This window comes from Ferrovibrio sp. GW821-FHT12E11, assembly GCF_058806975.1.
The window spans coordinates 3,275,999-3,302,930 of the sequence record NZ_JBXAQG010000001.1 but is presented as its reverse complement, the minus strand read 5'-3'; the positions used below and the strand labels follow the sequence as shown (position 1 = coordinate 3,302,930).

Below are 26,932 nucleotides of genomic sequence, written 5' to 3'. Positions count from 1 at the left end.
CGATAATGCCCCCCCTGCGGTAACCATGGTCGCCGCAGGGGGGAGATAACCTGAGCTTACTTGTCGATCCAGGCGTCGCGGAAACCGTCGTTCACACCGATACCGGTGGTGACCAAATCCTTGACCCTGCACTTGGTGATCGTCGGGAATTCCAGTTCCAGCAGCCAGGCGACCGGAACGTCGTCGATCAGGATCTTCATCACCTGATTGTAGAGTTCCTGGCGCTTGGAGTCCGGATAGGCAGTGGCGGCCTCAGCGAACAGCCGGTCGACTTCCGGATTGGAGTAGCCTTCGACATTGTTGAAGGGCGAGCCCTTGGCGATGTTCGAGGTTACATAGTTACGGCCGACGCCCAGCGCCGGGTCGCCATACTGGTAGAGATAGCTGAAGCCGATGTCGTAATCCCATTCGCCGAGCTTCTGGTTATAGCCCGGCACGTCGGTAGCGACCATCTCGATATTGATACCGACATCCTGCAGATTCTGGCGCACCGCCTCACCCCAGCGGGCCCAGGTCTCACCATAGGGCAACGGCATGAAGCGAACCTTCTCGCCCTTGTAGCCTGCTTCCTTGAGCAGCGCCTTGGCCTTGGCCGGATCGTATTTGTACTTGGCCAGGCTCTTGTCGAAGAACTTGGTGGCCGAGGAGATCGGGCCGACCGCGACTTCACCCAGGCCGTTCCACACCACGTTCTTGGCAAAGTCGCGATCCATCGCGTACATCACCGCTTGGCGGAACAGCTTGTTCGACGTCGGGCCCTGGCGGTTGTTCAGCCACATCCAGGCCAGCGGGCCGAAATACTCCCAGCCTTTGCCGGTGACGCAGACATCCTTCATCTTGCTCAGGCGCGGCACGTCGAAATTCTCGACCGAGCCACCGGGCAGGATGTCGACCTTGCCCGTCTCGAAGGCCACCGAGCGCGCGGCGGCATCCGGGATGACGTGCCAGTAGATCTCGTCCAGATACGGCTTGCCCTTCACATGGTAGTTCGGGTTCTTCACCAGCTTGATGAAGCTGCCCTTCTGCCACTCCTTGAACATGAAGGGACCGGTGCCGATCGGCGTGTTGTTCGCCGGCGCCGTCTTCCAGTCGATGCCATCATAGATATGCTTGGGCACCATCGGCATCGAGCCGACCTCGAAGATGCCGATGAACGGGCCGAAGGCCTGTTTCAGCTTGAACACCACGGTGTAGTCGTCCGGGGCCGAGACGCTGTCGACCTGTACCAGGTTGGCGCGGGCGCGCGGATTGGTCTGCTTGATGAATTCCACAGTAAACAGCACATCGGCCGCCGTGAACGGCTTGCCGTCATGCCAGGTGGCGGTCTTCACCAGCTTGAAGGTATAGGTCTTGCCCTCGTCGGTGATCGCCCAGCTCTCGGCGAGGCCGGGCTGGGGCGCCAGCTTGGCGTCGTAGCGCAGCAGGCCTTCGTAGATATTGCCGGCCACCATCTGGACCGGGCCATTCTGCAGCATGGCCAGCATCAGGCCGGGCGGTTCCGGCTGGATAATGGCGTTGGCGATGCCGCCCGCTTTCTGCGCCATCGCGCCGGTGGCGAGACATGTGGCGATACCGGTGGCAACGAGTAGACCGATCAGGCTTTTCTTCAGCACAGCTAACCCCCTCTGTGTCAGTATCTGTCAGGTGCGGTAGTCGGGATCCGTACGCTCCAACATCCGCTTGAAAGCCTCCCATTCGATGTCCGGCTTGTTGCCGGCTTCTACCCTGTCGTAACCCACGCGGTATTGTTCCGCGGTCTTTTCCGGAATGCCCGGTGGCGCCTGCATGACAGGCGCGCCGGCCGACTGGATCGCCAGCTGCGCCCGGCAGGAGCGTTCCAGGTTGAACATCAGCTTGAAGGCCTCCGCCACCGAGCGGCCGCAGGTGAGCAGGCCGTGGTTGCGCAGGATGAATACATTCTTGTCGCCCAGATCGGCGATCAGCCGCTGGCGTTCGTCCAGGTCGAGCGCGATGCCTTCATAGGTGTGATAGGCGACGCGGCCGTGGAATTGCATCGACCACTGGTTCAGCGGCAGCAGCCCCTCTTCCTGACAGGAGACCGCCACGCCGGCCACCGTATGGGTGTGCAGCACGCAGACCACGTCGGGCCGGGCGGAATGGATGGCGCTGTGGATAGTGAAGCCGGCCGGATTGATCTCCAGGCCCAGCGGATCCTCGATGACTTTGCCGTCGATATCGACGGTGACCAGGTTCGAAGCCTTAACCTCCTCGAACCGCATGCCATAGGGATTGATCAGGAAGCGGTCATGGCCGCCGGGAAGACGCGCCGAGATATGGGTGTAGATGCTGTCGTCGAGGCCGTGGCGGTGGATCAGGCGATAGGCAGCGGCGAGATCGGTTTTGGTCTGCCAGGACAGGTCGTGACTTTTGTCCAGGCTACGAATGGATGCACTCATGGGTCTTCGCCTCCGCAAACAGGGCGTCATCCTGTCATGGCTTTGAAATGACTCGCAATCGAAAAGTGTCGACAGTCGACGATTTGTGAGATAGACCGCTTCTTCAAGGACATACCCTGATGCGCCTCGCCTCAAAGCCGGTCGGTTTGCCCGCCATCGTGAGCCAGGATCTGGTCAGCCAGATCGCCCGGTCGCTCACCGCTGCGATTATTTCCGGGCAGCTGTCGCCCGGCGCCAAGGTGGCTGAGGCCGTCGTGGCGCGCGAACTGGGGGTCAGCCGCGCGCCGGTGCGCGAGGCGGGCCGCCTGCTGGAAAGCCAGGGATTGCTGGTGGCGATTCCCGGCCGCGGCTTTTTCGTCCGCACCCATGCGCCTGACGAGATCGACGACCTGTATGACCTGCGCATCTGCATCGAAAAACACGCTGCCGTCCTCACCGCCGGCCGCCTGACGCCGGACGGCCGCGCGGCGCTGCGCCGCCAGCTCGACGTGCTCTACGAGACTGCCGCCTCCAACGATCCCGCGCGCCAGGTAGAAGAGGATTATCGCTTCCACCGGCTGATCTGCGAGATGTCGGGCAACCGGCGCCTGCTGCGGCTGTTCGACGACCTGGCGTCCGAACTGCGCATCGTGATCGGCCTGATCGGCCGCCTCTACGACGATCCGCACCGCATCGCCGAAACCCATGAACCGTTGCTGGCTGCCATCGAAAGCGGCGATGTGGCGAAGATTCATGAAGGCGTGGAATACCATCTTGGCGACGCCTGGCGCGGTGTGGCGCAACTGGTGCGCACCCTGCCCGCCAATCAGACGACGGAGAAAGTCCCGTGAAAGCCGTCTACAGCGATGCGCATCAGAGCCACGATCCGCAGTTCTTCCTGGTGCGCGGAGTGGTCCGCAAGACCACCGAGCAGCCCGAGCGCGCGACGCGCCTGCTCAATGGCCTGAACAGCGGCAAACACACTATCCTTCCGGCCCAGAGTTTTGGCAGCGGCCCGCGCGCCCGCGTGCACAGCCCCGATTATCTCGCCTTCCTGGAACACGGCTTTGACGAATGGCAGGCGCTGGGCGATTCCAATGCCGAGATGATCCCCAATATCCATGCCCAGCGCAGCCAGGATACCAGCTATCCCACCGGCATCGTCGGCAAGCTGGGCTGGCATACTTCCGATACCGCCTGCCCCATCGGCGCCGGCACGTTTGCCGCCGCCTGCGCGGCGGCCGATGTCGCCACCACGGCGGCGCAGATGGTGCTGGATGGCGAGGATACCGTCTATGCGCTCTGCCGCCCACCCGGCCACCACGCCTATCGCGACATGGCCGGCGGCTTCTGCTACCTCAACAACAGCGCGATTGCGGCCGCGCATCTACGCCAGAAGCATGAGCGCGTCGCCATCCTGGATGTCGATGTCCATCACGGCAACGGCACACAGGGCATCTTCTACGATCGCGGCGACGTGCTGACCGTGTCGATCCATGCGCATCCGGGCAGCTATTATCCGTTCTACGTCGGCTATGACCACGAACGCGGCAGCGGCGCCGGCACCGGGGCCAACTTGAACATACCGCTGCCGCTGGGCACCGGCGATGCCGATTACATGGTGGCACTGGATCGCGCCGTGAAGACGATCAAGGCCTTTGCGCCGGGCGCGCTGGTGGTGGCGCTGGGCCTCGATGCTTCCGAGGAAGATCCTCTGCAGGGCCTGAAAATCACCACCAAGGGTTTCAGTCAGATCGGCGCGGCGATTGCCCGCATTGGCCTGCCTACTGCACTGGTGCAGGAGGGCGGCTATCTCTCCGACATCCTCGGCGTCAATCTCGCCGCCGTGCTGGCGGGCTACGAAACCGTGCGCTAGCGGTCATCCCTAACGATCTACCGCGAACAGGTCTTCCGCCCAGTGGCGCTTGCCGGCGACCAGTGACGCCAGCATGTCAGCCGCGATGGCGCTGAAAGTGATGCCGTTGCCGCCATAGCCATAGGCGGCATAGCAGTTCGGATGCGCCGGCACCCGCCCGATCAGGGGCAGGCCGTCGCTGGTGGTACCAAAAAAGCCCGACCACACTGTTGCGATCTCGGTTTCGATGGTCGGCAGCAACCGCTTCAGTTTGTCGATCAGGATGGCGGCCTTGCCCGGCGTCAGCGCATCGCGGGCCGGGGCCGCGGTGATCGCCTCGTCTTCGCCGCCCACCAGGATGCTGCCATCCGCCGTGCCACGCATATAGAGATAAGGATCGGAGGCCTCCCAGATTGGCCCCTTGCCCGGCCAGGGAATGCCGCGCAACTGCGGCGCCGTTGCCAGCGCCCAGGTCGACACGATCTGATGCCTGTGCGCCGGCACGAAGGGCGGCATTTCATAGCCGGTGGCGAGGATCAGGCAGCGCCCGCTGATGACGGCGCCATGATCGGTATGCACCGCGACGCCATCAGCGGAGAAATCGTAATCGACCGCGCGCGACGGCGTGAACAGGCGTGCGCCGCGCGCCACGGCGGCTGACAGCAGGCCATGAGCCAGCGCCATCGGATTGACGTCGCAGGCATCGGCCGACAGCAGCGCCGCTCCGCGATCGATGCCGAACCGATGCACCAGATCGTCACGGACCAGGTATTCCAGCGGCAGGCCGGCGCGATGCCGCAGCCGGTATTCCTCGCGGAGCTGCGCCGCATCGAGCTGGTTGCCGGCAAGGAACAGCGATGGCCGCCAGGCCGCATCGCAGGCGATGCCGAGTCCATCGATGGCCCGGCCGATCTCCTGTACGGCGGCATAGGCGTAATTGAATATCTTCGCCGCCTGCTCATAGCCGATGCGGGTTTCCAGCTCGACCATGGGATTGTCGATCTCCCATTGCACGATGGCGGTGCTGGCCGCCGTGCTACCGCGTTGCGCGGCATGCCGGTCGATCAGGGCCACCGCATGCCCGGTGCGGCTCAGCCGCTCGGCGATGAAAGATCCGGTAATGCCGGCCCCGACAATTACGATATCGGTCTTGCAGGATGCGAACGGACTTTCAGGCAGCGACAGTTTCGGGGCCTGCAGCTCCCAGTAGGATTGGCCGGAGCGCAGCTTCAGGGACACGGTTTGATCGGACATGAGGACAGCCAAACGCCCGCCCCCCGGGGCAAGTTGCCTCGGCCGGGCCCAACCGCGACGTTCCGTTGATGCTCCGGCCATGCGGATAGCAGTGTCTTTTCAAATACTTGCCCAAGAATGCTCCAGACCGAACGGGAACATTAAAGAGAATTAATAAAGAACATATTGTGTCCATACGAGATCGATGATAGAACATGAGAACATTCTTCGGAGGTTCCCATGACCCGCCCCGCCACCATCGAACGTTTGCGCAGCCGTCTGTCCCAGTTCTCCCTGGACGGCACTTTCCTGCGGCCCGGCGGCAACCTGAAATTCGGTCTGGCGGCCATCGACCGCGTGCTGCCCGGCGGTGGCATGGGCTGCAGCGGCCTGCATGAAATGACCGGCGACTACACTGCTATCACGATGTTTCTGGCGGCCCTGACCAGCCGCAATCCGCGTCAGCAGCCGGTGCTGTGGATCACCCCGGACCAGCAGCTCCGCGCCACCGACCTGGCGCAGCAGGGCCTGGATCACCGCCGCCTCACCATCGCCTGGACGTCGCGCCCGGCCGACCGCCTCTGGGCCATGGACCAGAGCCTGCGCGAACTCGGCTATGGCGCCGTGATCGGCGAATTCGACAGTCTTGAAGATACGGATGTCCAGCGCCTGCAGACCGCGGCCGCGCGCAGCAACAGCGTCGGCATCGTGATCCGGCGCGACCGCGTCGCGGCCGCTGCGGCGCTGACCCGCTGGCGCATCGAGCCGGCGCGCAGCGACGGCCGCCATACCTGGCTGCAGATTTCACTGGAGCGCAGCAGCAACGGCCGCACCGGGTCCTGGCTGTTGGAATGGACGCCGGAAACCCACAGCTTCCGCCTGCTGGCCGACCTGGCCCAGCCCGATCAGGCGGCAGCAGCCGCGTAAGCCTGTTTTCTTAGGTCAGTGTAGCGGCGCTTGCCGCTTCTGGATGCGTCGTTCCAGTGCTGCCTTGATCACCAGGGCGATCAGGGCAATCAGCGCCAGCGTGCTGGCCGCGGCAAAGGCGCCGACGGCATTGTAGTCGTGATAGAGCAGTTCCACCTGCAGCGGCAGGGTATTGGTTTCGCCGCGCACATTGCCTGACACCACTGAGACCGCGCCGAATTCACCGATGGCGCGGGCGGCGCAGAGCACGGTGCCATACAGCAGCGCCCAGCGGATATTGGGCAGGGTTACGCGTAAGAACGTCTGCCAGCCGCTGGCGCCCAGCGTCACGGCCGCCTCTTCCTGCTCGCTGCCCTGCGCCTGCATCAGCGGGATCAGCTCGCGTGCCACGAACGGGCTGGTAACAAACAGCGTGACCAGGAAGATCGCCGGCAGGGCGAACATGATGCGGATGTCGTATTGCTCCAGCAGCGGCCCCAGCAGCCCCTGCCCGCCATAAAGAAGGATATAGATCACGCCGGCGACGATCGGCGAAATGGAGAACGGAATCTCGATGGCGGTCAGCAGCAGCTTCTTGCCTGGGAATTCGAACTTCGTGATCGCCCAGGCTGCCGCGACCCCGAACAGGATATTCACTGGCACCACGGCCAGCGCGACCAGTACCGTCAGCAGGATCGCATGCAGGGTTTCGCCATGCAGGATGTTGCCGACATAAGTGCCGACGCCCTTCGAGAAAGCCTGGGCGAAGATCACCAGGATCGGCGTCAGAATGAACAGGATGGTCAGCACCACGCCCAGCCCGATCAGCAGGCGCGGCACCCAGTCGACCGACGTCTTTCCCTTTGGAAAGGGCGATTTCTGTGCAGGCATTGACGACATTGCCATCACCCGCTCTTGCGCTTGTAGCGCATATGCCAGGCCTGCAGCACGTTGGTCAGCAGCAGGATCGTGAAGGCCGCAACCAGCAGCACCACGGCGATGGCCGAGGCGGCGGGATATTCGTATTCCTCCAGCCGGATGAAGATCAGCAGCGCGGCGATCTCGGTTTTCATCGGCAGGTTGCCGGCAATGAAGATCACCGCGCCGAATTCGCCGAGGCAGCGCGCAAAGGCCAGCGAGCAGCCGGTCAGATAGGCCGGAAAGATGGCGGGGAAGATCACCTTGCGGAAAATGGTGCCGCGATAGGCGCCAAGCGTGGCGGCGGCTTCCTCGATATCAGGCTGGATGTCTTCCAGCACCGGCTGCAGCGTGCGCACCACGAAGGGTGCGCTGGTGAAGGCCATGGCGATCGCCACGCCAATCACGGTGTAGACCACGGTGATGCCGGCGGAATCCAGCAGACCGCCATACCAGCCGTTCTTGGAATAGAGCGCGGTAAGCGCGATGCCGGCCACCGCGGTGGGCAGCGCGAACGGCAGATCCATCAGCGCGTCGATGATGCGTTTGCCGGGAAAGTCGTAGCGCACCAGGATCCAGGCCATCAGCAGGCCGTAGGCGGCATTGAACAGCGTCGCCAACAGGGCCGCGTAGGCCGTGACCTGCAACGAGGCGAGCGTGCGCGGGCTGGTGATCAGGCGCCAGAAGTCGGCCGGGCCGATCTCGGCCGATTTCAGCAGCAGCGCAGCCAGCGGCAGCAGCACGATCACTGCCAGGTACAGCAGGGTGGTGCCGATGGTGAGGCCAAAGCCGGGAAGGACATGCCGGGGGCGCGGCCCGGCATGGGGAACAACAGCAGTCATGGTGGGGACTATAGTGGAGAACCGCCCTCGGAGAGAACCGTCCCGTTCGGCGTTGATCCGGCCGGGACGGTTTCCGTCAGATCGGCCTCAGCGGTTGACGAACACCTGGTCCAGCGTGCCACCTTCGGAGAAATGCTCCTTGGTGACCTTGTCCCAGCCGCCGAACACATCTTCCACGGTGACCAACTTCACAGCCGGGAACTGGCCCTTATACTTTTCAGCCACTTTCGGGTTGTGCACGCGGTTGAAATTCTGGGCGAGAATTTCCTGACCCGCCTCGCTGTACAGGAACTGCAGGTAGGCCTTGGAAACCTCCTGGCTGTTGCGCTTGTCCGCCACGCGATCAACGACCGCCACCGGGAATTCGGCCAGGATCGACAGCGACGGCGTCACCAGGTCGAAACCCTTGTCACCGTATTCCTTGCGGATGCCGTTGGTTTCGGCCTCGAAGGTGATCAGCACGTCGCCGATCTCGCGCTCGACGAAGGTGGTGGTCGAACCGCGGCCACCGGTATCGAAGACCGGCACATTGGCGAGGAACTTCTTCACGAAGTCCTTGGCCTTGGCATGGTCGCCCTTGTTCTGTTCCAGCGCGAAGGCATAGGCGCCGAGATAGGTATAGCGCGCATTGCCCGAGGTCTTCGGATTGGGGAAGACCGACTTCACGTCGGGACGGGCCAGATCGCTCCAGTCCTTGACGTTCTTCGGGTTGCCCTTGCGTACCAGGAAGGCCGGCAACGAATAGAAGGGCGAGGCGTTGTTGGGGAATTTCTTCTGCCAGTCGGGGCTGAGGAATTTGCGGTCGGCCAGAATCTGCACGTCGGTGAACTGGTTGAAGGTCACCACGTCGGCCTGCAGGCCTTCCAGGATCGAGCGGGCCTGCCGCGAGGTGCCGGCATGCGACTGCTTGATCTCCAGCGTCTGCCCGGTCTTGGCCTTCCACTCGGCGGCAAAGACCGGATTGATCTGGGCGAACAGTTCGCGTGCGATATCATAGGAGACGTTGAGGATTTCAGAAGGCTTGTCCTGCGCCATCACAGGCGAGGCGGCGAGAACAAGGGCTGTCGCGAAAGTGGCGAGCCGTTTCATGACGGAAGTTCCTTTTTTCATTCTGGCAGAGGGTCGGGACGGAAATCAGAGGGCGGCGCTGCGGATGCCGCGGGTATCGGCAGCCACAACGGGCACGCGCGGATGCGGCGGGGCGAAGATGCGGCCGCGCAGGATCTGCAGCCGTACCGTGTCGCCGCGGCGCAGCTGGCGGTCGCGCACCGCCTCGCGCGGCAACTCTACCTCGATCGGGCGGTCGACTCCGGGCAGCTCGATATCGTAGCGGAAGCTCGGACCGTTCGAGGCCGTGCCGGCAATGCGCGCGGTGGCGGCGCTGTCGGGCAGCAGGTCAATCTCATGTGGGCGCACGAACAGGGTCACGTCGCCGTCGCCGGCCGCCATGCGGGCCACGGCGCTGGTATCGGCATTGGGCAGCACCAGGCGGCCGTTCTGCAGCGCGGCCGGCAGTTCGTTCACGCCGCCGAGGAAGCGGGCCACGAACGGGCTGGCCGGATTCTCGTAGATTTCGTCGGGCGTGCCGATTTGCTCGATGCGGCCCTCGCCCATCACCACCACACGGTCGGCCAGTTCGAAGGCCTCTTCCTGGTCATGGGTGACGAAAATGGTGGTGGTGCCAAGCTGGTCATGCAGCTCGCGCAGCCAGCGGCGCAAATCCTTGCGCACGCGGGCATCCAGCGCGCCGAAGGGTTCGTCCAGCAGCAGGATTTTCGGCTGGATGGCCAGCGCACGCGCCAGCGCCACGCGCTGCCGCTGGCCGCCCGAAAGCTGGGCCGGATAGCGCTGGCCCAGGCCGTCAAGCTGGACCAGCGAGAGCAGCTGGTCGACGCGGGCCTTGATCTCGGCGTCGGCGGGGCGTTCGTCGCGCGGGCGGACGCGCAGGCCGAAGGCGATATTCTCGGCCACCGTCATATGCTGGAACAGGGCGTAATGCTGGAAGACGAAGCCGACCTTGCGCGCCTGCGGGTCGAGCGCCAGCCAGTCGGCACCGTCCACGCTGACCTGCCCGGCATTGGGCCAGTCGAGGCCGGCCAGGATGCGCAGCAGCGTCGTCTTGCCCGAACCCGAGGCGCCGAGCAGCGCGATCAGCTCGCCATCGGCGATATCGAGGTCGATACCGCGCAGCACGGGGGTGCTGCCGAACTGTTTGACGATGCCCTGAATGTCGATGGCCATGATCTGTCTTCCCGTCGCTCCCGGCGGGTGCCAGGAGGTTTTACGAGAATATAAGGCAGGCTTGTATTTTTAACCACAGTATTTTGTTAATTTAATTTTTTAACTAAATAAAATTGTGAAATAAAGGCAAAACCTCATTTAATACATTGAAAAAGAAAAGACTTGCCCCGGAGGAGCAGGTCCTGACGCCGCCTGGAGATGCTGGCTTCAGATAAAAGATTTGCGGATTCGGGCCGATACGACGTCCACGGCACTGACCAGCAGGATGATCATGATCATCACCGCGCAGGTCTGGGCGAACTGGAAGCCACGGATGACTTCCCACAGCACCACGCCGATGCCGCCCGCCCCCACCATGCCCACCACGGATGCCGAGCGGACATTGGCCTCAAAGCGGTACAGCGAATACGACAGCCATAGCGGCATCACCTGGGGAATCACGCCATAGACGATTTCCTCCAGCACATTGGCGCCGGTGGCGCGGATGCCTTCCACCGGCTGCGGGTCGATCGCCTCGACTGCTTCGGAGAACAGCTTGGCCAGCGTGCCGGTGGTATGGATCCACAGCGCCAGCGCGCCGGCGAAGGGCCCCAGGCCGACCGCGACCACGAACAGCATCGCGAAAACCATCTCGTTGATCGACCGCAGCGCGTCGAGCACACGCCGCACCGGCTGGTAGACCCACCAGGGCGCGATATTGGCCGAAGCCAGCAGGCTGAGCGGTACGGCGCAGAAGATCGCCAGCACGGTGCCCCAGATCGCGATATGCAGGGTGACGACCAGTTCACTGAGGTAGTAGCGCCACTCGCGGAAATCCGGCGGGAAGAAATCCTTCAGGAAGGTCGCCATGTTGCCGGCATCGTTGATCAGCGCCATCGGCCGGATCTCCGCGCCCTGGTAGGACCAGACCAGCATCGCGGCCAGCAGGCCGTAGACCAGCATGCGGCCCAGCGAGGTGCGCAGGCCCGGCTTGGGCGGATGGATCGGAAGATCGGCAGCAGTCAGGGCCGTCGTCGCCATGGCGGAACCTCGTCGATAAAAAAGCACCGGCGCGGCCATCCGCCCCGGTGCGATGCAGTCTTACGAACCGAGCTGCTTGGTCAGCTCGGCCAGCTTGGCGTCGATCTCGGCCAGCTTCTTGGTCTTTTCGGCGGCATCCATGTTGGCGTCGCCTTCCAGCTTGATCTTGTCGCGGAACAGCGCGAGCTGGCGGATCGGCAGGAGCTGCTTGTTCGACGACTCCTTGAACGGGCCCCACTGCAGGTCGGTCAGCACCTTGGTCTCGGCGGCCACCTGGTCGGCGGTCTTGCCGGCGGTCTGGGTGCCGTAGGTCATAAAGAAGGTCTTGATCTTGGCCTTGTCGCCATCGGCCAGATCCTTGCGCCAGACGATCGGGTCGGACGGGATCAGCGGCGACTTCCAGATCGCCTTGACCTCGGCGGCCTTGGCCGGCTGGGTCTTCTGCAGACGCTCCATGTTCTCGGTGTTGTTGGTGGCGACATCGACCTGCTTGTTGGCCACGGCCAGGGCGTTGGTCTCGTGGTTGGCGGCGACCACACGGCTGAAATGCTTGCGGATGTCGACGTTGTTCTGGCCCCAGGCATAGAAGCTCGGCACCAGGAAGCCCGAAGTGGAGTTCGGATCGCCGTTGCCGAAGGTGTACTTGCCGGGTGCAGCCAGGATGTCCTGCAGCGAGTTGACCGGGCTGTCCTTGTGCACCAGCAGCAGCGACCAGTAACCCGGCGAGCCGTCCTTGGCGGTGGTCTGCACGAAGATTTCGCCGTCGGCGCGGTCGACCGCCTGCATGGCGGAGGCATTGCCGTACCACGCCATCTGCACCTTGTTGAAGCGCATGCCTTCGATCACGCCGGCATAATCCGGGGCGAAGAAGGCATTCACCTTCATGCCGGTCTGCTTCTGCATGTCGGCCAGGAATGGCTCCCAGATGGCCTTCAGGTTCGAGCTCGACTCCGTCGAGATGATGCCAAAGTTCAGTTCCTTCAGGCCCTGTGCCTGGACGGCGGCGGTGAAGCCGAGCGCCAGGGTGGCAACAGTGGCCGTGAGCAAGGTGCGACGCAACATGGTTATTCTCCCGATTGGTTCTAGATAAAACTGAAAAGAGGTCAGGCCGGCAGGGCCTGCATGCGCGGCAGCAGGCGTTCTTCAGCCTCTGCCGACGCGGCCGGCAGATCCTCGCCCAGCCCGGCAATCCGGCCACCCGAGAGGGCGCCGAAATCGAGATCGCTGTGCTCGCCATAGATGCCGCGCAGCAGGGCGGCGGTGACGGCCGAGGCCGGGCCATCGAACATCACCCGGCCATCGCGCAGGGCCACCACGCGGCGGCAGAATTTGAGTGCGAAATCCACCTGATGCAGCGACACCACGACCGTGACGTTGTCGGACTGATTGATATCGGCCAGCGCCGCCATGACGCGGCGCGAGGATTCGGGATCGAGCGAGGCGATCGGTTCATCGGCCAGGATCACCTTGGCCTGCTGCACCAGCGCACGGGCGATGGCGGCGCGCTGCTGCTGGCCACCCGAGAGCGTGGAGGCGCGCTGGAAGGCGCATTGCGCGATCCCGACCCGGTTGAGCGCCGCGACAGCCTCACGGCGCTGGTCGTCGGTGAAACGCTGCAGCATCGTGCGCCACAGCGGCATGCGGCCGAGATTGCCGGCCAGCACATTGGTGATCACCTGCATGCGGCCGACCAGATTGAACTGCTGAAAGACGAAGCCGATGCCGGCGCGAGTCTGCCGAATGCCAGCGGCGATGCGGCCTTCCTGCTGCACCATGCGGCCGTTCACGGCAATCTGCGCCTGGGGATCGCGGTCACCCGGCATCAGGCCGGCGATATGCCGCAGCAGGGTGGACTTGCCCGAGCCGGACGCCCCGATCAGGGCCACCATTTCGCCCGGCTGGATAGTCAGAGTCACGGCATCGAGAGCGCGCTTGCCTGTACGGAAGGTTTTCGATAGATGGGCGATCTCGATGGCGGCGCGCATGTGATTCCCTTGGGCTCAATCGCTGGCTTCAGGGCTGATAGCAACGCTATGTGACACTTCGATTGCAGTTGGGCGACGCCGGGGTGAAATCCCCGCTCCCCGGCCCGGCTGGCCCGGTTACCCACAGGATGTTTCCATCTATTGTCTAGGATATGCCGCCGATGGCCCCCCGCTTCGCTCTCTATACGGCCCCAACCGCCGACCATCCACTGCATGACTGGGCCGCGGAATGGCTGGGGCGCGACCCGGAGTCGGGCATCGATTACCCGCCCGCTCCCGCCGCCGGCCTGCGCGCCGACCGCATCGCCGACCTGACCGCCGACCCGCGACTGTACGGTTTCCACGGCACCCTGAAGCCGCCCTTCCGCCTGGCTGAAGGTTACGACGAAGCGCAGCTGATCATGGCGATCGAACGGTTTGTCGCCACCCGCAAGGCCCCGCGCGGACCGCAGCTGGCGGTCGCGGCGCTCGGCCGTTTCATCGCCCTGCGCCCCTCCGGCCCCGCCCCCGACCTGGAAGCGCTGGCGGCAGACTGCGTGCGCGACTTCGACCGCTTCCGCGCGCCGCTTTCGGAAACCGAACTGGCAAAGCGGCGCCGGGCGAAACTGACCGAGCGCCAAGAGCAGTATCTGCAGACCTGGGGCTATCCCTATGTGCTGGAGGATTTCCGTCTGCACTTCACCCTGACCGGAACGATTGCGGATGACACGGAACGTTCAGCGCTGCTGCGCCATCTGACGCAGGTCTGCGCCCCCTTCACCAATACGGATTATGTGGCTGAAGAGCTGTGCCTGTACGTGCAGCCGGAGGCAGATGCCCCGTTCCGCATCGCCGGGCGCTATCCCTTCGGCGGTTAGGCCGAAGCCCGCAGGGCGGCCGCAACAATCGGCCGGTAATGCGCCAGGTCGGGTGTCCTCAGGCGCGGCGACTTGGCCGCATCGTCCCAGCGCCGCAGCTTCACGGCATCCTCGGCATAGGGCTGCGCGATGAAGGCCGCAGCCTCAACATCGGAATAGATGCCACCCTGCACTTCCAGGCTGGTCTTCGACCCCTGCGACAGGCCGGCCCAGTAGCTCTGTTCGGCGCGGCAGAGATAGCGCTTGGCGTCCACATGCAGGCGCACCGGCGCCACCACCGCTGCGGAGAAATGCCGGCCGAGCCAGTCGGCGGCAATCGTCTCATGCTCGGCATCGATGCCCTTCTCCGCCAGGCCTTCGTCGCCTTCATCGACCAGATGGCCGATATCGTGCAGCAGCGCGGCGGTGATCAGTTCCGGCGACGAGCCCATGCGTTCGGCATGCATGGCGCATTGCAGAGCATGTTCGAGCTGGCTGACGCCTTCGCCGCCGTAGCGCTCGGCGCCGGCCTTCTCAAGGAGAGTCATGATCTGATCGAGTACCACCATGGCGCCGCTCCGTTGGTCCTGCCGTCTACATCACCCGGTTACCGGCACGCCAGACCGCGCGCACCACCGGAGTCTCTTCCACCAGACTGACGCGGATCATGTCTGCCCGGCGCCCCGTCTCCAGTGCACCACGATCGGTCAGGCCGATGGCTTCGGCCGGATTGACAGACACCATGGCAATCGCCTGCGGCAAGCTGATGCTTTCGACCTGCCCGGGCAGCGAGAAAGCCGACTGCAGCATGCTGCTGGGCACGTAGTCGGATGAGATGATGTCCAGATGTCCGGCCTCGGCCAGCGAATGGGCCGAGATATTGCCGGAATGCGAACCGCCCCGAACCAGATTCGGGCCACCCATCATCACCTTCATGCCATGCCGGCGCGACAGTTCGGCCGCTTCATGGGTGGTGGGGAATTCCGCCACCACCATGCGGTCCTGCGCAGCTTCGGTCACATGTTCGGCCGTCGCATCGTCATGACTGGCCAGCGGCAGGCCCTTGTCATGGCACAGCGCGACGACAGAGCGGCGATTGGCCTTACCATGGGCCTCGGCGGCAGCGATCTGGTTGGCCATGAACTGGTCCATGGCTTCATCCGACAGGCCGAACTTGCCCTGATAATACTGGCGGTATTTCTCGGGCTTCACGAACTGGCGTTGGCCCGGGGTGTGATCCATGATCGAGATCAGCTTCAGCCAGCTCAGGGCTGTCATCGGCTCGACCAGCTGCATCAGGTCCTTGAACGAGACCTCGCAGCGCAGATGCAGCAGGTGTTCGGCTCGCAGCATGCCGTCTTTCTGGGCGGCCTCGATCGCCGTAATCATGTCGCGCAGGATTTCCATGCGCACCGCACCGTCGCGCACGTCACCCACGGCAATGGCGTCCAGCACAGTGGTGATGCCGGCCGCGGCGATCTGGGCGTCGTGGCTGATAACCGCCAGGCGACCGGGCCAGCGTACGCCCGGCCGCGGCGCGAAATGCTTTTCCAGATTGTCGGTATGCAGCTCGACCAGGCCGGGCAGCAGGTAATCGCCGCCGAAATCGACCGCACCGGCCACCGCCACGTTATGATCGTCGATATCGGAAATCACGCCATCGCGAACCAGCAGGCTGCCGGTGATCTCGGTTTCGCGACCGATGATCCGCGCGTTGGTGACAACCAGGTCGGAACTCATGCTGCAACTCCTACCGCTTCCATGGGCAACAGACGGGTGGTGATGGCGGCGCGGGTCTCCGCGTCGTGAACGATGGCCACGATGGCAGTGCCACGCTGCCGCGCATCATTAATCAAGTCTATGACAATTTTGCGATTGCGCTCATCCAGCGATGCTGTTGGTTCATCGAGCAGCAGAATCGGGTAATCCGCGCAGAAGCCGCGGGCGATATTGATACGTTGCTGCTCGCCGCCCGAGAAGGTGGCGGGCGGCAGGGACCACATTTTTTCCGGCACTTGCAGCCGGGTCAGCAGCCCCGCGGCCCGTTCCCGCGCCGCATCGATGCCGGCCCCGCGGGCCAGCAGCGGCTCGGCCACGATATCCAGGGTCGACACCCGGGGAATGACCCGCAGGAACTGTGTCACATAGCCCAGCGTCTGGCGCCGGATCTCCAGCACGATTCGCGGTACGGCGCCGACGATATTCATCTGCTCGCCGTTATGGCGGATCAGGATGCGGCCCTGCTGCGGCCGGTAATTGCCATAGATCGAGCGCAGCAGCGTCGATTTTCCCGCGCCCGACGGTCCGTGCAGCGTGACACATTCACCGGCCGCCACGCTGAGCGAGGTATTGTGCAGAACCGGCAGGGCAACGCCGCCGCGCAGATGCAGGGTGAAGGTCTTTTCCAGGTTCTCGACGCGGATCATTTCGGGATTGCTCATCGCCGCCTCACACGCTCAGGACCGACGAGACCAGCAGCTGCGTATAAGCATGTTGCGGATCGTCCAGAAGCTGGTCGGTCAGGCCGGCCTCCACCACCTCGCCCCGCCGCATCACCATCAGGCGATGAGCCAGAAGACGGGCAACACCCAGATCATGGGTCACCACGATCACGGCAACATTGTATTCCTGCACCAGTCGTCGCAGCAGGTCGAGCAGACGCGCCTGCACCGAAACGTCCAGACCGCCGGTCGGTTCGTCCATCAGCACGATACGCGGCCGGGTCACCAGATTACGAGCGATCTGCAGACGCTGCTGCATGCCGCCGGAGAAGGTGCGCGGCAGGTCATCGACGCGGTCGGGCGAAATCTCCACGGCTTCCAGCCAGTCGAGCGCTGTATCGCGCAGATGGCCGTAATGCTTCTGGCCTACCGCCATCAGCCGCTCGCCGATATTGGCGCCGGCGGAAAAACCCATGCGCAGGCCATCGCGCGCATGCTGCTGCACGAATCCCCATTCCGTGCGCATCAGGTGTCGCCGCTGCGCATCCGACGCCGTTGCGAGATCGACGATATCGCCGGCCGCCGTACGATACTGCACACTGCCGGAGTCGATGGAAAGACGCCCGGCGATCGCGTTCAGCAGCGTCGACTTGCCTGAACCGGACTCACCCACGATGCCAAGCACTTCGCCCGGCCAGAGTTCAAAGGATACATCGCGACAGGCGATCTGCCGGCCGAAGTTTTTATGCAGGCCCTCGACGCTGAGCAGCGGCATCTCGATCATTCTGCAGCCTCCGGCTTGGCAGTATAGGGCGCGCTCATGCGACCGGTGTGGCCGGCCTCGCGTCGCTCGCCGCAATAATCGGTATCGGAGCAGACGAACATCCGGCCACCCTTGTCATCAAGGATCACCTCATCCAGGAAGCTGTCACTGGCATTGCAGAGCGCGCAGTTCTCCGGCCAGCGTTCGATCTCGAAAGGATGATCCTCAAAATCCAGCGGCTTGACCTCCGTATAGGGCGGCACAGCATAGATACGCTTCTCGCGGCCAGCGCCGAAGAGCTGCAGGGCCGGATTCATATGCAGCTTCGGCGTATCGAATTTCGGGATCGGCGAGCAGCGCATCAGGTAGCGGCCATTCACCAGAACCGGATAGTCATAGGCCGTGGAAATATGGCCATGCTGCGCGATATCCTCATACAGCTTAACATGCATGACGCCATATTCCGACAACGCGTGCATCTTGCGGGTTTCGGTCTCGCGCGGCTCGAGCCAGCGCAGCGGCTCCGGGATCGGCACCTGGTAGACCAGAATCTGGTTCTCATGCAGCGGCGTTTCCGGCACGCGGTGGCGGGTCTGGATCAGAGTCGCGTCGCGGGTCTTTTCCGTGGTGGCGACCCCGGTCATGCGCACGAAGAAGCGGCGGATCGACACGGCATTGGTCGTGTCGTCGGCACCCTGATCGATTACTTTCAGCACGTCGTCGCGACCAATCACCGCCGCCGTCACCTGCATGCCACCGGTGCCCCAGCCATAGGGCAGCGGCATCTCGCGGCTGCCGAAGGGGGCCTGGTAGCCGGGAATCGCCACCGCCTTGAGGATCGCCCGGCGCAGCATGCGCTTGGTCTGCTCGTCCAGGAAGGCGAAATTGTAGCCATCAAGCGTGGCAGATGCCTGATAGGTCTGCTGCCCGAAAGACTGTTGAATCGTCATTGGGCGGCCTCCTCGAGAGCAGCATCGCTCTGCGCAGCAATCTCGGCGCGCATCAGGCGCACCAGCGCCAGCTCGGCCTGGAAGTCCACATGATGCGGCAGCTTCAGATGCTGCACGAAGCCCGAGGCTTCGACATTGTCGGCATGATAGAGGACGAATTCCTCATCCTGCGCCGGTGCGGTGATATCCTCTCCCAGTTCTTCGGCGCGGAGCGCGCGGTCGACCAGGGCCATCGCCATCGCCTTGCGCTCGGCCATGCCGAAGCTGAGGCCATAGCCGCGGGTGAATTTCGGCGGTTCGGTCTTCGAGCCTTTGAACTGATTCACCATCTGGCATTCGGTGATCTCGATATCGCCGATATCGACGGCAAATCCCAGTTCGGGAATATCGACCACCACGCCGACACTGCCTGAGCGGATTTCACCCACAAAGGGGTGTGACTTGGCGTAGCCGCGCTGGGTGGAATAGCCCAGCGCCAGCAGATAGCCTTCATCGGCGCGCGCCAGATTCTGCAGTCGCACATCCCGACCGGCCGGAAACATCATCGGTTCGCGAGTGAGATCACCCACCGGCGCGCTATCGGCATCAGGCAGTTCGCGCTCGATCAGATCCTCGGCATTCAGCAGATCGACCACCTGCGGCAGATGATCGGCGACCTCACCCTTGCCCTGCGCGGCCTGCACCTGCTGGCCCGCCAGCAAGGTGAAATCAAGCAGGCGATGGGTATAATCGAAAGTCGGGCCGAGCAACTGGCCGCCGGGCATGTCCTTGAAGCAGGAGGAAATGCGGCGCGACACCTGCATCGCCGTGGTATCGATCGGCTGTGACACGGCAAAGCGCGGCAGCGTCGTGCGGTAGGCCCGCAGGAGAAAGATCGCCTCGACCTGGTCGCCGCGCGCCTGCTTCAGAGCCAGCGCGGCCAGCTCCGGATCATAAACCGAACCTTCGGTCATCACCCGATCCACACCCATGCTGAGCTGTTCGCGAATCTGCGCCACATCCAGCTCGGCAACCGAGGTGTCGCCACGCCGGTCTTCCGCCAGCAGCTTGTGGGCATTCTCGATGGCGGCCTCACCGCCTTTCACTGCCACATACATGTCAGGCTCCCGCGATGGCAATGGTCGTGCTGCGCGGCAGGCCGATCAGGTCATTGCCGTAGGCAAGGTAGATGTCGAGTCCACGCGGAAACGCGCCGCTCAGCATGGCGCGCTGGCGCCAGAAAGAGGCCGGCAGGCCGCAAAATGACATGGCAACGGCGTCCTTGATGCCCGGGCCGCGCCAGATCATGGCATCTGGGCCCTGCAGGCTTGGGACCTGGATCAGCAGGGTCGCGCCGCGCTCAGGCGCTTCATCCGTGCCGAAGCTGAAATCCTCCAGCGATCCCATCTGCCCTGCAGCCAGCATGGCAACAGCCGCCCGGGTGGATTCGGCCGCGACAGGCGCGCCAGTATGAAAGGCCAGCCAGCTGCGCGTCGCTTCGCTATTCAGCCCAGGCCCGAGCCAGACCGGCGTATCGAGGTCGCAAAGCGTCAGGACGGCGCCGGCCAGCGCCGGTTCCAGGCTGGGCGGATGGCCAACCTCTGTAGCAATCGTCGTTTGCTGTCCGGGACGGGCCATCGCGTTCAGCATGGCGCGGAACGCGATCTGGCTCTGCTGCACCGGATCGGCGAAACCGGCGGCGGGCGCCCCCCGTACATGAAGAGTGGCGTTCATACTCAGTCCTCCCCGCGAACGAGTGTGAAGAAATCGACTTTGGTGGCGGCCACCTTCGCAGCACGCGCCTGACGCGCGGCCTGAAGCCGCTGCTCAGCCGGCGCCACCAGGTCGCGCTCGAGGCGGGCAGCCTGCGTCGGGTCCTGCATCACGGCATCCAGCAACGCGACCAACTCGGCCTTGCGGTGATCGCGGCCCTGCACATAGCCAACACCCATCGCGCCATCCGGCTCCAGCGCGACCACGCAGCGCGTGACGGTCATCTCCCCGAAATTGAACCGCTGACCGACTCCGCCGGCCCGCGCCCGCACCATCGCCAGACCGGTTTCCGGCTGCTTCAGCCGCCGGTATCCCGGCTGATCCGGAAGAGCCAGCCAGGCAGCCTCCAGGGTCGGGCGGTCAATGCGAGCCAGCAGTTTCAGACGGCGCTGCCGGGCGGTCTGCTGTGCCAATGAAGCGGGCTGGGAGGCTGTCGCGGTCATGTAGACCTCTTGTGCAATTGTCTAAATTGGTCTAGACATCTACATATCTACTCCGACGACCGGGCTTCATCAAGCCATGTCTTCGCGAATCTTTTATGACGTCGGCAGGATGCGAGATGCAGGGCAGTATCGAACGCGGCAGCGGCACCACAGTCTGGCGGCAGATCGCCGCCGTGATGGAACAGGCCATCCGGCGTGGCGATTACAAGCCGGGCATCCAATTGCCAACCGAAAAGCACCTGGCCGGCAGCTTCGGCGTCAACCGTCACACGGTGCGACAGGCCATGAACCGCCTGGCTGAAACCGGTCTCGTGCGGATCGAACAGGGGCGCGGCATGTTCGTCGCCGATGGTTCGCTGGATTACCCGCTGGGTGCGCGGACGCGCTTTACCGAGAACCTGCTGACCAAGCAGAAAAAACCGACCCGCGAACTGATTAGCGCCGACCAGATTATCGCCCCTATCGATATCGCGCGTGCCCTAGGCATTCCCGCAGGCGCCGCACTATGGGAAATCGAAACCCGCAACAGCGCCGATGACCGGGCCGTCAGCGTCAGCAGCCATTTCTTTTCGGTGGAGCGCTTTCCCATCATGCCGGAGTTGTTCCGGCGCAGCGGGTCGATCACCGGCGCGCTGAAAGCCGCTGGCGTCAATGATTACCACCGGCGCACCACACGGGTGATGGCACGCCTGATCACGGCCGGCGACGCCAGATTGCTGAACCTGCCGCGCACGCGCCCGGTCCTGATCAGCGAAACAGTCAATGTCGATGAACGCGGCAAACCCGTGGAATTCGTACGCGCCCGCTTCATTGCCGATCACGTCACGCTGACCATCGAGCATGAGTGAGCACTCGGCATGACGCCTGGCCGTTACAAACTCATCAGAGACTCCCGGATCCGACGCTGAGCCTGGGCCGCCATGCGGACAGGCGCGTTGGCGGCGCCATACTGGTCATACCCGCCGACCCGCTGGCAAACCTCAAAGAAAAACCGGTCTTCAAAGGTGTCGGTGAAGACATGATAAAACTCGCCACCCTGGCCATCGCGGTCGTAGAGGATGTTGTGCTGTCGCAGGCGCTCGATCACGTCGTCGGTTAAGGGGAACTTCGCCGACAAGTCGTCATAATAGTTGGCGGGAATAGTCAGGAGCGACACCCCTTTCTCCCGCATGCTGCCGACCGCGTCGAAGATATCCGTGGTCGAGAACGCAATGTGATGGACACCCGCGCCGGAGAAGGTCGATACCGACCGGGCCGTCGCCGTATTGCGGTCTTCCGAGAAACTCAGCGGCAGTCGCACAGCACCATTGGCACTGCGAACAGCGCGGCTGCGCACCAGGCCGTAAGGATCCGGCAGCACCCAAATGCTTTCGGGGCGGAGCCCCAGAACCGAGCGATAGAACAGGACCCAGGAATCCATCTGACCCGACGGAACGGCCTGGGCGATATGATCGATGACGCCGACATGATCCTCGCCACCGGCCTCTTCGAGGATGAAATCCATCGAGAAGTCGAAATCCTGATCAACAAAATACAGCAGACTCCCGTCGAGTGAACGGAAGGCCGGAATATTCCGTTCGTTCGGCCCGATGCGCCCTTCATAGCGTGTGCACTGATAGGCATCCGCCCGGCTCTGGATCTGGATCTCGTCATCGACCCGCAGGCAGACCGCACAGATCGACGGGCCATGAACGATATAATAGGAATGCGCGAAGGAATCGGGCTCGGCATTAAGGACGATGTTGGTTTCGCCCTGCTTGTACAGGGACACGTTCTTCGATTTGTGGCGCCCTGCCTTGCGGAAACCCAGGCCACTCAGCATGGTGGCCAAGGCATCCTTACTCGGACCATCAACCGCGAACTCTATGAAGGCGATGCCCTTCAATTCCGGCATTTGCGGTGCGGCAAACAGTTCGACGCGCTTTGCTATCGTCTGTGTTGGTGTTCCGGTTGCGGCCTGAACCTGCAGGCGCATCTGCTCTTCCAGATAATTGAGCGACCGCATGCCATCAACTGCAGTGAGCCGGGTGGAAGCAGCCCGAAAATCATCATTGAAGATTTCCAGCGACAGCGGCCCGGTATAGCCAGCCTCCAGCGCCTTCAGTGTAAAGGTCGCGACATCGAAATCGCCCTGTCCGGGGAAGCAGCGGAAATGCCGGCTCCAGGAGAGGATATCCATACTGAGCTTCGGCGCATCAGCCAACTGCACGAAAAAGATCTTGTTTCCCGGTATCTCCGTGATGGCATCCGGCGTATCGCCGAGCGCCAGGGTATGGAAGCTGTCCAGCACGACACCGAGATGAGGGTGATTGGCTTTCTTCACCACCTCCCAGGCCCGCCCGTAGGTATTGATATGGGTGCCCCAGGCCAGTGCCTCGAAACCGATTTTCAGCCCCCGCTTCCCGGCGCGCTCTGCCAGTTCGTACATCTGGGCCGCTGAACGCTCGGCATCGCCAAGAGCATCCGGTGCCACATTGGAGCAGACCAGCATCAACGGCGCACCAAGCTCGGCCATCACGTCGAATTTCTTTTCGGCCCGGTCAAGGTTACGCTTGAGTTGTTCGTCCGATACGCCCTCGAAATCCCGGAACGGCTGGAACAACACGATTTCCAGGCCGAGGTCGCTGGCAAGACTGCGAACCTGACGGGGCGAGCCGTTAAAGAACAGCAGATCGTTCTCGAAGATCTCGACGGCATGAAACCGCGCCGCGGCCACGGCCTCGAGCTTTTCCGACAGTGTGCCACTTAAAGACACAGTAGCAATGGAACGACGCATGGCATCCTCCGATTGAATGGTTAGCCGCCAAAGCGGGCTTCAGGCAGGCCTTTAACACCGACATCCAGCGCCAGCACGGCACCGGCCAGCGGCTCGGCCACAAGCTGTTCCGGCGTCAGGAATTTACGAGCCGTGGTTACATACAGGGTGGTCAGGTCAGGGCCACCGAAGCAGACGCAGGTGGGATTGGTAATCGGGACCTCAATGGTACGGTCAATCCGCCCGTCCGGTGCATAACGGACGACGCGACCGCCGGCAAAGATCGCATTCCAGATGTAACCGTCTGCATCGACACAGGCGCCGTCTGGCCTGTCCTTAGCGGTGGAGTGATCGAAAAAGACACGGCGATTGCTGAGATCGCCATCATCGCCGATATCAAAGGCCCAAATGGTGAAGCGACGCGTATCCGCCATATAGAGCGTCCGGCCATCCGGTGAGACGCAGATCGTGTTCGTGACAATGATATCGCCAAACAGCCGCGTCGCCGTGCCATCAGGATCGATGCGATAGAAGGAGCCGTTTGGCCTTTGCAGCTGGTTATCCATACTGCCGACCCAGAACCGGCCCTTGGCGTCGCAGCGACCATCATTCAGGCGGTTACCCACCCCGTCCCCTTCGACCTGACTGAATAGCGTCACTTCTCCGGTGGCTGGGTCAAAGAAATGCAGTGCCCGGTCGATGGCGACCATCAAACTGCCGTTCTTCCGCAGGGCCAGGCAGCCCAGAAAATCTCCGGGCATAGGAAACGAACGGTGGTTCCCGCTGGCCGGCTGCAAGCAATGCAAGGTGGGATTCTCGATGTCGATCCACCAGAGCGTCTGGGTACGATCACACCACAACGGTGTTTCACCCAACCGGTCCTGCGTGTGAATGACGGTCCGGATTTCAGGAATCATCAGTCGACAACTGCGAGCCTGGCATCGCGTTTGACCACCAGATCGTTGAAGAGACGCGTCATACGCCGCGCATCAGGGGCGATGCCTGTGAAGAGCCGGAAAGCCTCTGCGGCCTGATGCACGCACATCCCGGCACCAGTAACAGTCGCACAGCCTTTCAAACGCGCTTTATGGATCAGCTCGGTAATCAGCGGTGTGTAGACGATATCCGCGACCCAATGACCCGGGGCAATCAACGCCTCATCGATAGCCATGCCGGGATACCCCATCATGCCGATCGGCGTTGCGTTAACGATGCCTGAGACTGCACCAGCCACGTCAGCCGCATTGATAACCGCATGGCAGATATCGGTTGACGAAATACGGTTGATATCGGCCACCAGATTGGCAGCGCGCGTCGCATCCTTGTCAAAAATATGCAGATGACGAACCCCGAGGTCGAGCATGGCCCAGGCAACCGCTTTCCCGGCACCACCCGCGCCCAGCAGGAGGACCGACTTGCCCTTTGCGGCATTCACACCCAAAGCCTCTTCAAAGCCCCGCTGAAAACCGATGCGATCCGTGTTGTAGCCCGTGGTCTTGCCGTCCGCATCGACCACCACAGTATTCACCGCACCAATTTCTCGTGCCTGGGGAGAGACTTCGTTCAGATATGGCAAGACGGCTTCTTTGAACGGGTGCGTGACGTTCACACCGGCAAAGCCAATTGTATGAAGACACTGAACCACATCATTCAGCGAGCGCTTCATGATGCCAAGGTCCATCAAGTGATAGAAACCATGCGCACCGGCTGCCACCATCGCATCTTCGTGCAAGGCAGGAGACAGCGACTTCATGATATTCGTGCCGATCAGCCCAACTAGATATCGGTCGGTCATGGCATCAACCTGTTCAAGTTCATCAATAAACGTACTGGTTCGTATATTTTAGAGACCGGGAGTAACGATACACCAACATCATCTACCGCTTCACGAAACGGACGATCTGCTCGACGACGTTATCACGGCGCGCGCGCACCGATTTCACCGATGTCATATCACGATCAAAAATGATCGAGAATGTATGCCGGTTGGAGACATTGAAGAAGCAGAGCGCGCTGATGGCCCAGTGAATATCGATAGGATCAAGGCCCGTGCGAAACACCTTGGTCGTACATCCGCGTTCGTAAATCCGGCGAACCGCTGCGATAGCGGGGACATTAAGGGTCCGGATCTTTTTCGACTGGCCCAGATATTTTCCCTTATGGATATTCTCGTTCATCACGAGATTGATGAAATCCTGGTTTGATCCTTCATAGTCATAGGTGAAGCCGACCAGGCGACGGAGTGCTGCTTCAGGCTCCAGGTGATCCAGGTCGAGCTGCGTCTCGATCGCGCGAATCTTGCTGTAGGCATCTTCCAGGACGGCAACATAAAGACCTTCCTTGCCGCCGAAGTAATAGTAAACCATTCGCTTGCTGGTATGGGTGCGAGCCGCGATCTCGTCAATACGGGCGCCACTCAGGCCCTTGGCCGAGAACTCTTTGGTTGCAACATCCAGGATATTGCGTTTGACCTTCTCCGGGTCGTTCGTGCGACTGCTCTGACGGACAGTCTTGACGGTCGCGCCCTTGGCCGGCTTGCGGCGCCCGATCTGTGCGCTTGCCCCGGATGCGCCTGCCTTACGCTTCACCATTCGACCGCTGCCCTTTTCCTGAGTATTGGGTGTCATGTCCCTATACCGCATAGAGCTGGTGTAACCAATTGCAAGCCGCATCAAATTCCCGGCGGACCGCCTGGGAATACTGCATGGCTCGCAAATATCCATGAATCAGCCCCTTGCCCATATGCAGGTTCACCGGCACGCCGCTCCGGCTCAAGACCTCGGCATAGGCCAGCCCCTCGTCCAGGAGCGGGTCGTTTTCGGCGACAGCCACAAAGGCTGGCGGGAGGCGATGGTGATTCGACGCCCGTAACGGAGCAACCAGGGCGCTTTTGTTGCGCACGCCGTCGCTGCCGCAATAGAGGTCCCAGGTATGGCGAACGGCGGCCGTGGTGATGATCGGGGCGTTCGCATTCCTGGTATAGGACGGCCGGGTCAGGTCGGTATCGACCACCGGATAAAACAGCAGCTGGCCCTTCAGGTTCTGGGGCCGGTCGCGAAAGACCAAGGCCATGACGGCAGCCAGATTGGCGCCTGCACTGTCGCCGCCGACACTGACCGCGTCGGATCGGATCCCAAGTTCGGCCGCAATATCGAAGACCCAGTAAACGACCGTCTCACAGTCCATAACTGCCGCCGGGAATGGGCGCTCGGGTGCCAGGGAATAATCGACGCTCACGACCGTCTGACCGGTTTTGGCCACGATCCCGACGGCAATCTCGTCATGGGTCTCGGGGCTGCCCTGCACGAAACCGCCACCATGCATATAGATCAGGCAAGGCGCCCGTTCGCTCCGGACCTTGCGAAAGACCACAACCCGGACAGTGCGCAGGCCGTGGCGAGCGACCATGACCCTGGCTTCAATATCGGTTGGAAGCGGCTGCCGGGCATCGGCGGCAATGCGATCAATGATGGCCCTGCGGTCCTGCACCGAGGCATTTGGCGCCAGGCCGGCCCAGGCAGCACGCCACATTTCAATGAACGGACCAAGTTCGGGGTCAATCATCGCGATGTCGCCGGGAATGGAAGCGGGCGAAG

At 62.7% G+C, this 26,932-nt stretch carries 28 protein-coding genes; 5 read left to right on the top strand and 23 right to left on the bottom strand.

Annotated elements, in window-relative coordinates; genetic code table 11:
* Positions 1–56: 56 nt before the first annotated feature.
* Positions 57–1,613: an ABC transporter substrate-binding protein gene (locus AC1ROT_RS16390; RefSeq protein WP_492971496.1), complete on the bottom strand. Its 1,557-nt coding sequence runs from the start codon at positions 1,611–1,613 to the stop codon at positions 57–59.
* A 27-nt stretch (positions 1,614–1,640) separates the two neighbouring features.
* Positions 1,641–2,417, bottom strand: coding sequence for a class II aldolase/adducin family protein (locus AC1ROT_RS16385; protein ID WP_492971497.1), 777 nt, complete (start codon positions 2,415–2,417; stop codon positions 1,641–1,643).
* A gap of 119 nt (positions 2,418–2,536) precedes the next feature.
* Between AC1ROT_RS16385 and AC1ROT_RS16380 the strand changes: the two genes are divergently transcribed.
* Both AC1ROT_RS16380 and AC1ROT_RS16375 read left to right on the top strand, forming a co-directional pair.
* Positions 2,537–3,247, top strand: coding sequence for a GntR family transcriptional regulator (locus AC1ROT_RS16380; RefSeq protein WP_493000248.1), 711 nt, complete (start codon positions 2,537–2,539; stop codon positions 3,245–3,247).
* Positions 3,244–4,272, top strand: coding sequence for a histone deacetylase family protein (locus AC1ROT_RS16375; protein ID WP_493000246.1), 1,029 nt, complete (start codon positions 3,244–3,246; stop codon positions 4,270–4,272). The genes AC1ROT_RS16380 and AC1ROT_RS16375 overlap by 4 nt, the downstream gene beginning before the upstream one ends.
* Positions 4,273–4,281: 9 nt before the next feature.
* Here the strand turns inward: AC1ROT_RS16375 and AC1ROT_RS16370 are convergent, their stop codons facing one another.
* Positions 4,282–5,505, bottom strand: coding sequence for an NAD(P)/FAD-dependent oxidoreductase (locus AC1ROT_RS16370; protein ID WP_493000244.1), 1,224 nt, complete (start codon positions 5,503–5,505; stop codon positions 4,282–4,284).
* Positions 5,506–5,724: 219 nt separating this feature from the next.
* Here AC1ROT_RS16370 and AC1ROT_RS16365 point away from each other — a divergent pair, with 219 nt between their 5' ends.
* Positions 5,725–6,411, top strand: a complete 687-nt coding sequence (locus AC1ROT_RS16365) for an ImuA family protein (protein WP_493000242.1) — start codon at positions 5,725–5,727, stop codon at positions 6,409–6,411.
* 15 nt (positions 6,412–6,426) lie between these two features.
* Here AC1ROT_RS16365 and cysW read toward each other — a convergent pair whose 3' ends face one another.
* The 7 genes from cysW to phnC all read right to left on the bottom strand — a co-directional run bounded on the left by cysW (position 6,427) and on the right by phnC (position 13,396).
* Positions 6,427–7,281: a sulfate ABC transporter permease subunit CysW gene (gene cysW, locus AC1ROT_RS16360; RefSeq protein WP_493000240.1), complete on the bottom strand. Its 855-nt coding sequence runs from the start codon at positions 7,279–7,281 to the stop codon at positions 6,427–6,429.
* Between the two features lie 14 nt (positions 7,282–7,295).
* A complete protein-coding gene (gene cysT / locus AC1ROT_RS16355) occupies positions 7,296–8,150 on the bottom strand; it encodes a sulfate ABC transporter permease subunit CysT (RefSeq protein WP_493000238.1) in 855 nt (284 codons plus the stop codon).
* An 87-nt stretch (positions 8,151–8,237) separates the two neighbouring features.
* A complete protein-coding gene (locus AC1ROT_RS16350; protein WP_493000236.1) occupies positions 8,238–9,239 on the bottom strand; it encodes a sulfate ABC transporter substrate-binding protein in 1,002 nt (333 codons plus the stop codon).
* A 45-nt stretch (positions 9,240–9,284) separates the two neighbouring features.
* Positions 9,285–10,391 (bottom strand): sulfate/molybdate ABC transporter ATP-binding protein, encoded by a 1,107-nt coding sequence (locus AC1ROT_RS16345; protein WP_493000235.1) that lies wholly within the window; start codon positions 10,389–10,391, stop codon positions 9,285–9,287.
* Between the two features lie 207 nt (positions 10,392–10,598).
* A complete protein-coding gene (gene phnE, locus AC1ROT_RS16340; protein WP_492971506.1) occupies positions 10,599–11,411 on the bottom strand; it encodes a phosphonate ABC transporter, permease protein PhnE in 813 nt (270 codons plus the stop codon).
* A 60-nt stretch (positions 11,412–11,471) separates the two neighbouring features.
* Positions 11,472–12,473, bottom strand: a complete 1,002-nt coding sequence (phnD, locus tag AC1ROT_RS16335; RefSeq protein ID WP_493000233.1) for a phosphonate ABC transporter substrate-binding protein — start codon at positions 12,471–12,473, stop codon at positions 11,472–11,474.
* Positions 12,474–12,514: 41 nt separating this feature from the next.
* Positions 12,515–13,396, bottom strand: a complete 882-nt coding sequence (gene phnC / locus AC1ROT_RS16330; RefSeq protein ID WP_492971508.1) for a phosphonate ABC transporter ATP-binding protein — start codon at positions 13,394–13,396, stop codon at positions 12,515–12,517.
* A 161-nt stretch (positions 13,397–13,557) separates the two neighbouring features.
* On the opposite strand from phnC, the gene AC1ROT_RS16325 reads away from it, so the two are divergent.
* A complete protein-coding gene (locus AC1ROT_RS16325; RefSeq protein WP_493000231.1) occupies positions 13,558–14,253 on the top strand; it encodes a DUF1045 domain-containing protein in 696 nt (231 codons plus the stop codon).
* Here AC1ROT_RS16325 and AC1ROT_RS16320 read toward each other — a convergent pair.
* From AC1ROT_RS16320 to phnG, 8 genes are read right to left on the bottom strand one after another with little or no spacing between them, the layout of a single operon-like run.
* Positions 14,250–14,801, bottom strand: coding sequence for a phosphonate degradation HD-domain oxygenase (locus AC1ROT_RS16320; RefSeq protein ID WP_493000229.1), 552 nt, complete (start codon positions 14,799–14,801; stop codon positions 14,250–14,252). The two genes, AC1ROT_RS16325 and AC1ROT_RS16320, sit on opposite strands and share 4 nt — an antisense overlap.
* A gap of 25 nt (positions 14,802–14,826) precedes the next feature.
* Positions 14,827–15,972 carry an alpha-D-ribose 1-methylphosphonate 5-triphosphate diphosphatase gene (locus AC1ROT_RS16315; RefSeq protein WP_493000227.1) on the bottom strand — a complete coding sequence of 382 codons (1,146 nt, stop codon included), beginning with the start codon at positions 15,970–15,972 and terminating at the stop codon, positions 14,827–14,829.
* A complete protein-coding gene (gene phnL / locus AC1ROT_RS16310) occupies positions 15,969–16,673 on the bottom strand; it encodes a phosphonate C-P lyase system protein PhnL (RefSeq protein WP_493000225.1) in 705 nt (234 codons plus the stop codon). Before phnL ends, AC1ROT_RS16315 begins: the two co-directional genes overlap by 4 nt.
* 7 nt (positions 16,674–16,680) lie before the next feature.
* A complete protein-coding gene (gene phnK / locus AC1ROT_RS16305; RefSeq protein ID WP_493000223.1) occupies positions 16,681–17,457 on the bottom strand; it encodes a phosphonate C-P lyase system protein PhnK in 777 nt (258 codons plus the stop codon).
* Positions 17,454–18,386, bottom strand: coding sequence for an alpha-D-ribose 1-methylphosphonate 5-phosphate C-P-lyase PhnJ (locus tag AC1ROT_RS16300; protein ID WP_492971514.1), 933 nt, complete (start codon positions 18,384–18,386; stop codon positions 17,454–17,456). Before AC1ROT_RS16300 ends, phnK begins: the two co-directional genes overlap by 4 nt.
* Positions 18,383–19,483 (bottom strand): carbon-phosphorus lyase complex subunit, encoded by a 1,101-nt coding sequence (locus AC1ROT_RS16295; protein ID WP_493000221.1) that lies wholly within the window; start codon positions 19,481–19,483, stop codon positions 18,383–18,385. The genes AC1ROT_RS16300 and AC1ROT_RS16295 overlap by 4 nt, the downstream gene beginning before the upstream one ends.
* A gap of 1 nt (position 19,484) precedes the next feature.
* Positions 19,485–20,099, bottom strand: coding sequence for a phosphonate C-P lyase system protein PhnH (gene phnH, locus AC1ROT_RS16290; RefSeq protein WP_493000220.1), 615 nt, complete (start codon positions 20,097–20,099; stop codon positions 19,485–19,487).
* A gap of 2 nt (positions 20,100–20,101) precedes the next feature.
* A complete protein-coding gene (phnG, locus tag AC1ROT_RS16285; RefSeq protein ID WP_493000218.1) occupies positions 20,102–20,581 on the bottom strand; it encodes a phosphonate C-P lyase system protein PhnG in 480 nt (159 codons plus the stop codon).
* Positions 20,582–20,697: 116 nt separating this feature from the next.
* Between phnG and phnF the strand changes: the two genes are divergently transcribed.
* Positions 20,698–21,429 carry a phosphonate metabolism transcriptional regulator PhnF gene (gene phnF, locus AC1ROT_RS16280; protein WP_492971518.1) on the top strand — a complete coding sequence of 244 codons (732 nt, stop codon included), beginning with the start codon at positions 20,698–20,700 and terminating at the stop codon, positions 21,427–21,429.
* 23 nt (positions 21,430–21,452) lie between these two features.
* Here the strand turns inward: phnF and AC1ROT_RS16275 are convergent, their stop codons facing one another.
* The 5 genes from AC1ROT_RS16275 to AC1ROT_RS16255 all read right to left on the bottom strand — a co-directional run bounded on the left by AC1ROT_RS16275 (position 21,453) and on the right by AC1ROT_RS16255 (position 26,900).
* The gene (locus tag AC1ROT_RS16275) at positions 21,453–23,357 is read right to left on the bottom strand and encodes a bifunctional sugar phosphate isomerase/epimerase/4-hydroxyphenylpyruvate dioxygenase family protein (RefSeq protein WP_493000216.1); all 1,905 of its coding nucleotides are present in this window, start codon (positions 23,355–23,357) and stop codon (positions 21,453–21,455) included.
* Between the two features lie 20 nt (positions 23,358–23,377).
* Entirely contained in the window at positions 23,378–24,253 is an 876-nt protein-coding gene (locus tag AC1ROT_RS16270; RefSeq protein ID WP_493000214.1) for an SMP-30/gluconolactonase/LRE family protein, read from the bottom strand.
* A complete protein-coding gene (locus tag AC1ROT_RS16265) occupies positions 24,253–25,131 on the bottom strand; it encodes a shikimate dehydrogenase (RefSeq protein WP_493000213.1) in 879 nt (292 codons plus the stop codon). Before AC1ROT_RS16265 ends, AC1ROT_RS16270 begins: the two co-directional genes overlap by 1 nt.
* 82 nt (positions 25,132–25,213) lie before the next feature.
* Positions 25,214–25,963 (bottom strand): TetR/AcrR family transcriptional regulator, encoded by a 750-nt coding sequence (locus tag AC1ROT_RS16260; RefSeq protein ID WP_492971522.1) that lies wholly within the window; start codon positions 25,961–25,963, stop codon positions 25,214–25,216.
* A gap of 4 nt (positions 25,964–25,967) precedes the next feature.
* Complete coding sequence (locus tag AC1ROT_RS16255) at positions 25,968–26,900, bottom strand: alpha/beta hydrolase (RefSeq protein WP_493000211.1); 933 nt, start codon at positions 26,898–26,900, stop codon at positions 25,968–25,970.
* Between the last annotated feature and the right edge of the window lie 32 nt (positions 26,901–26,932).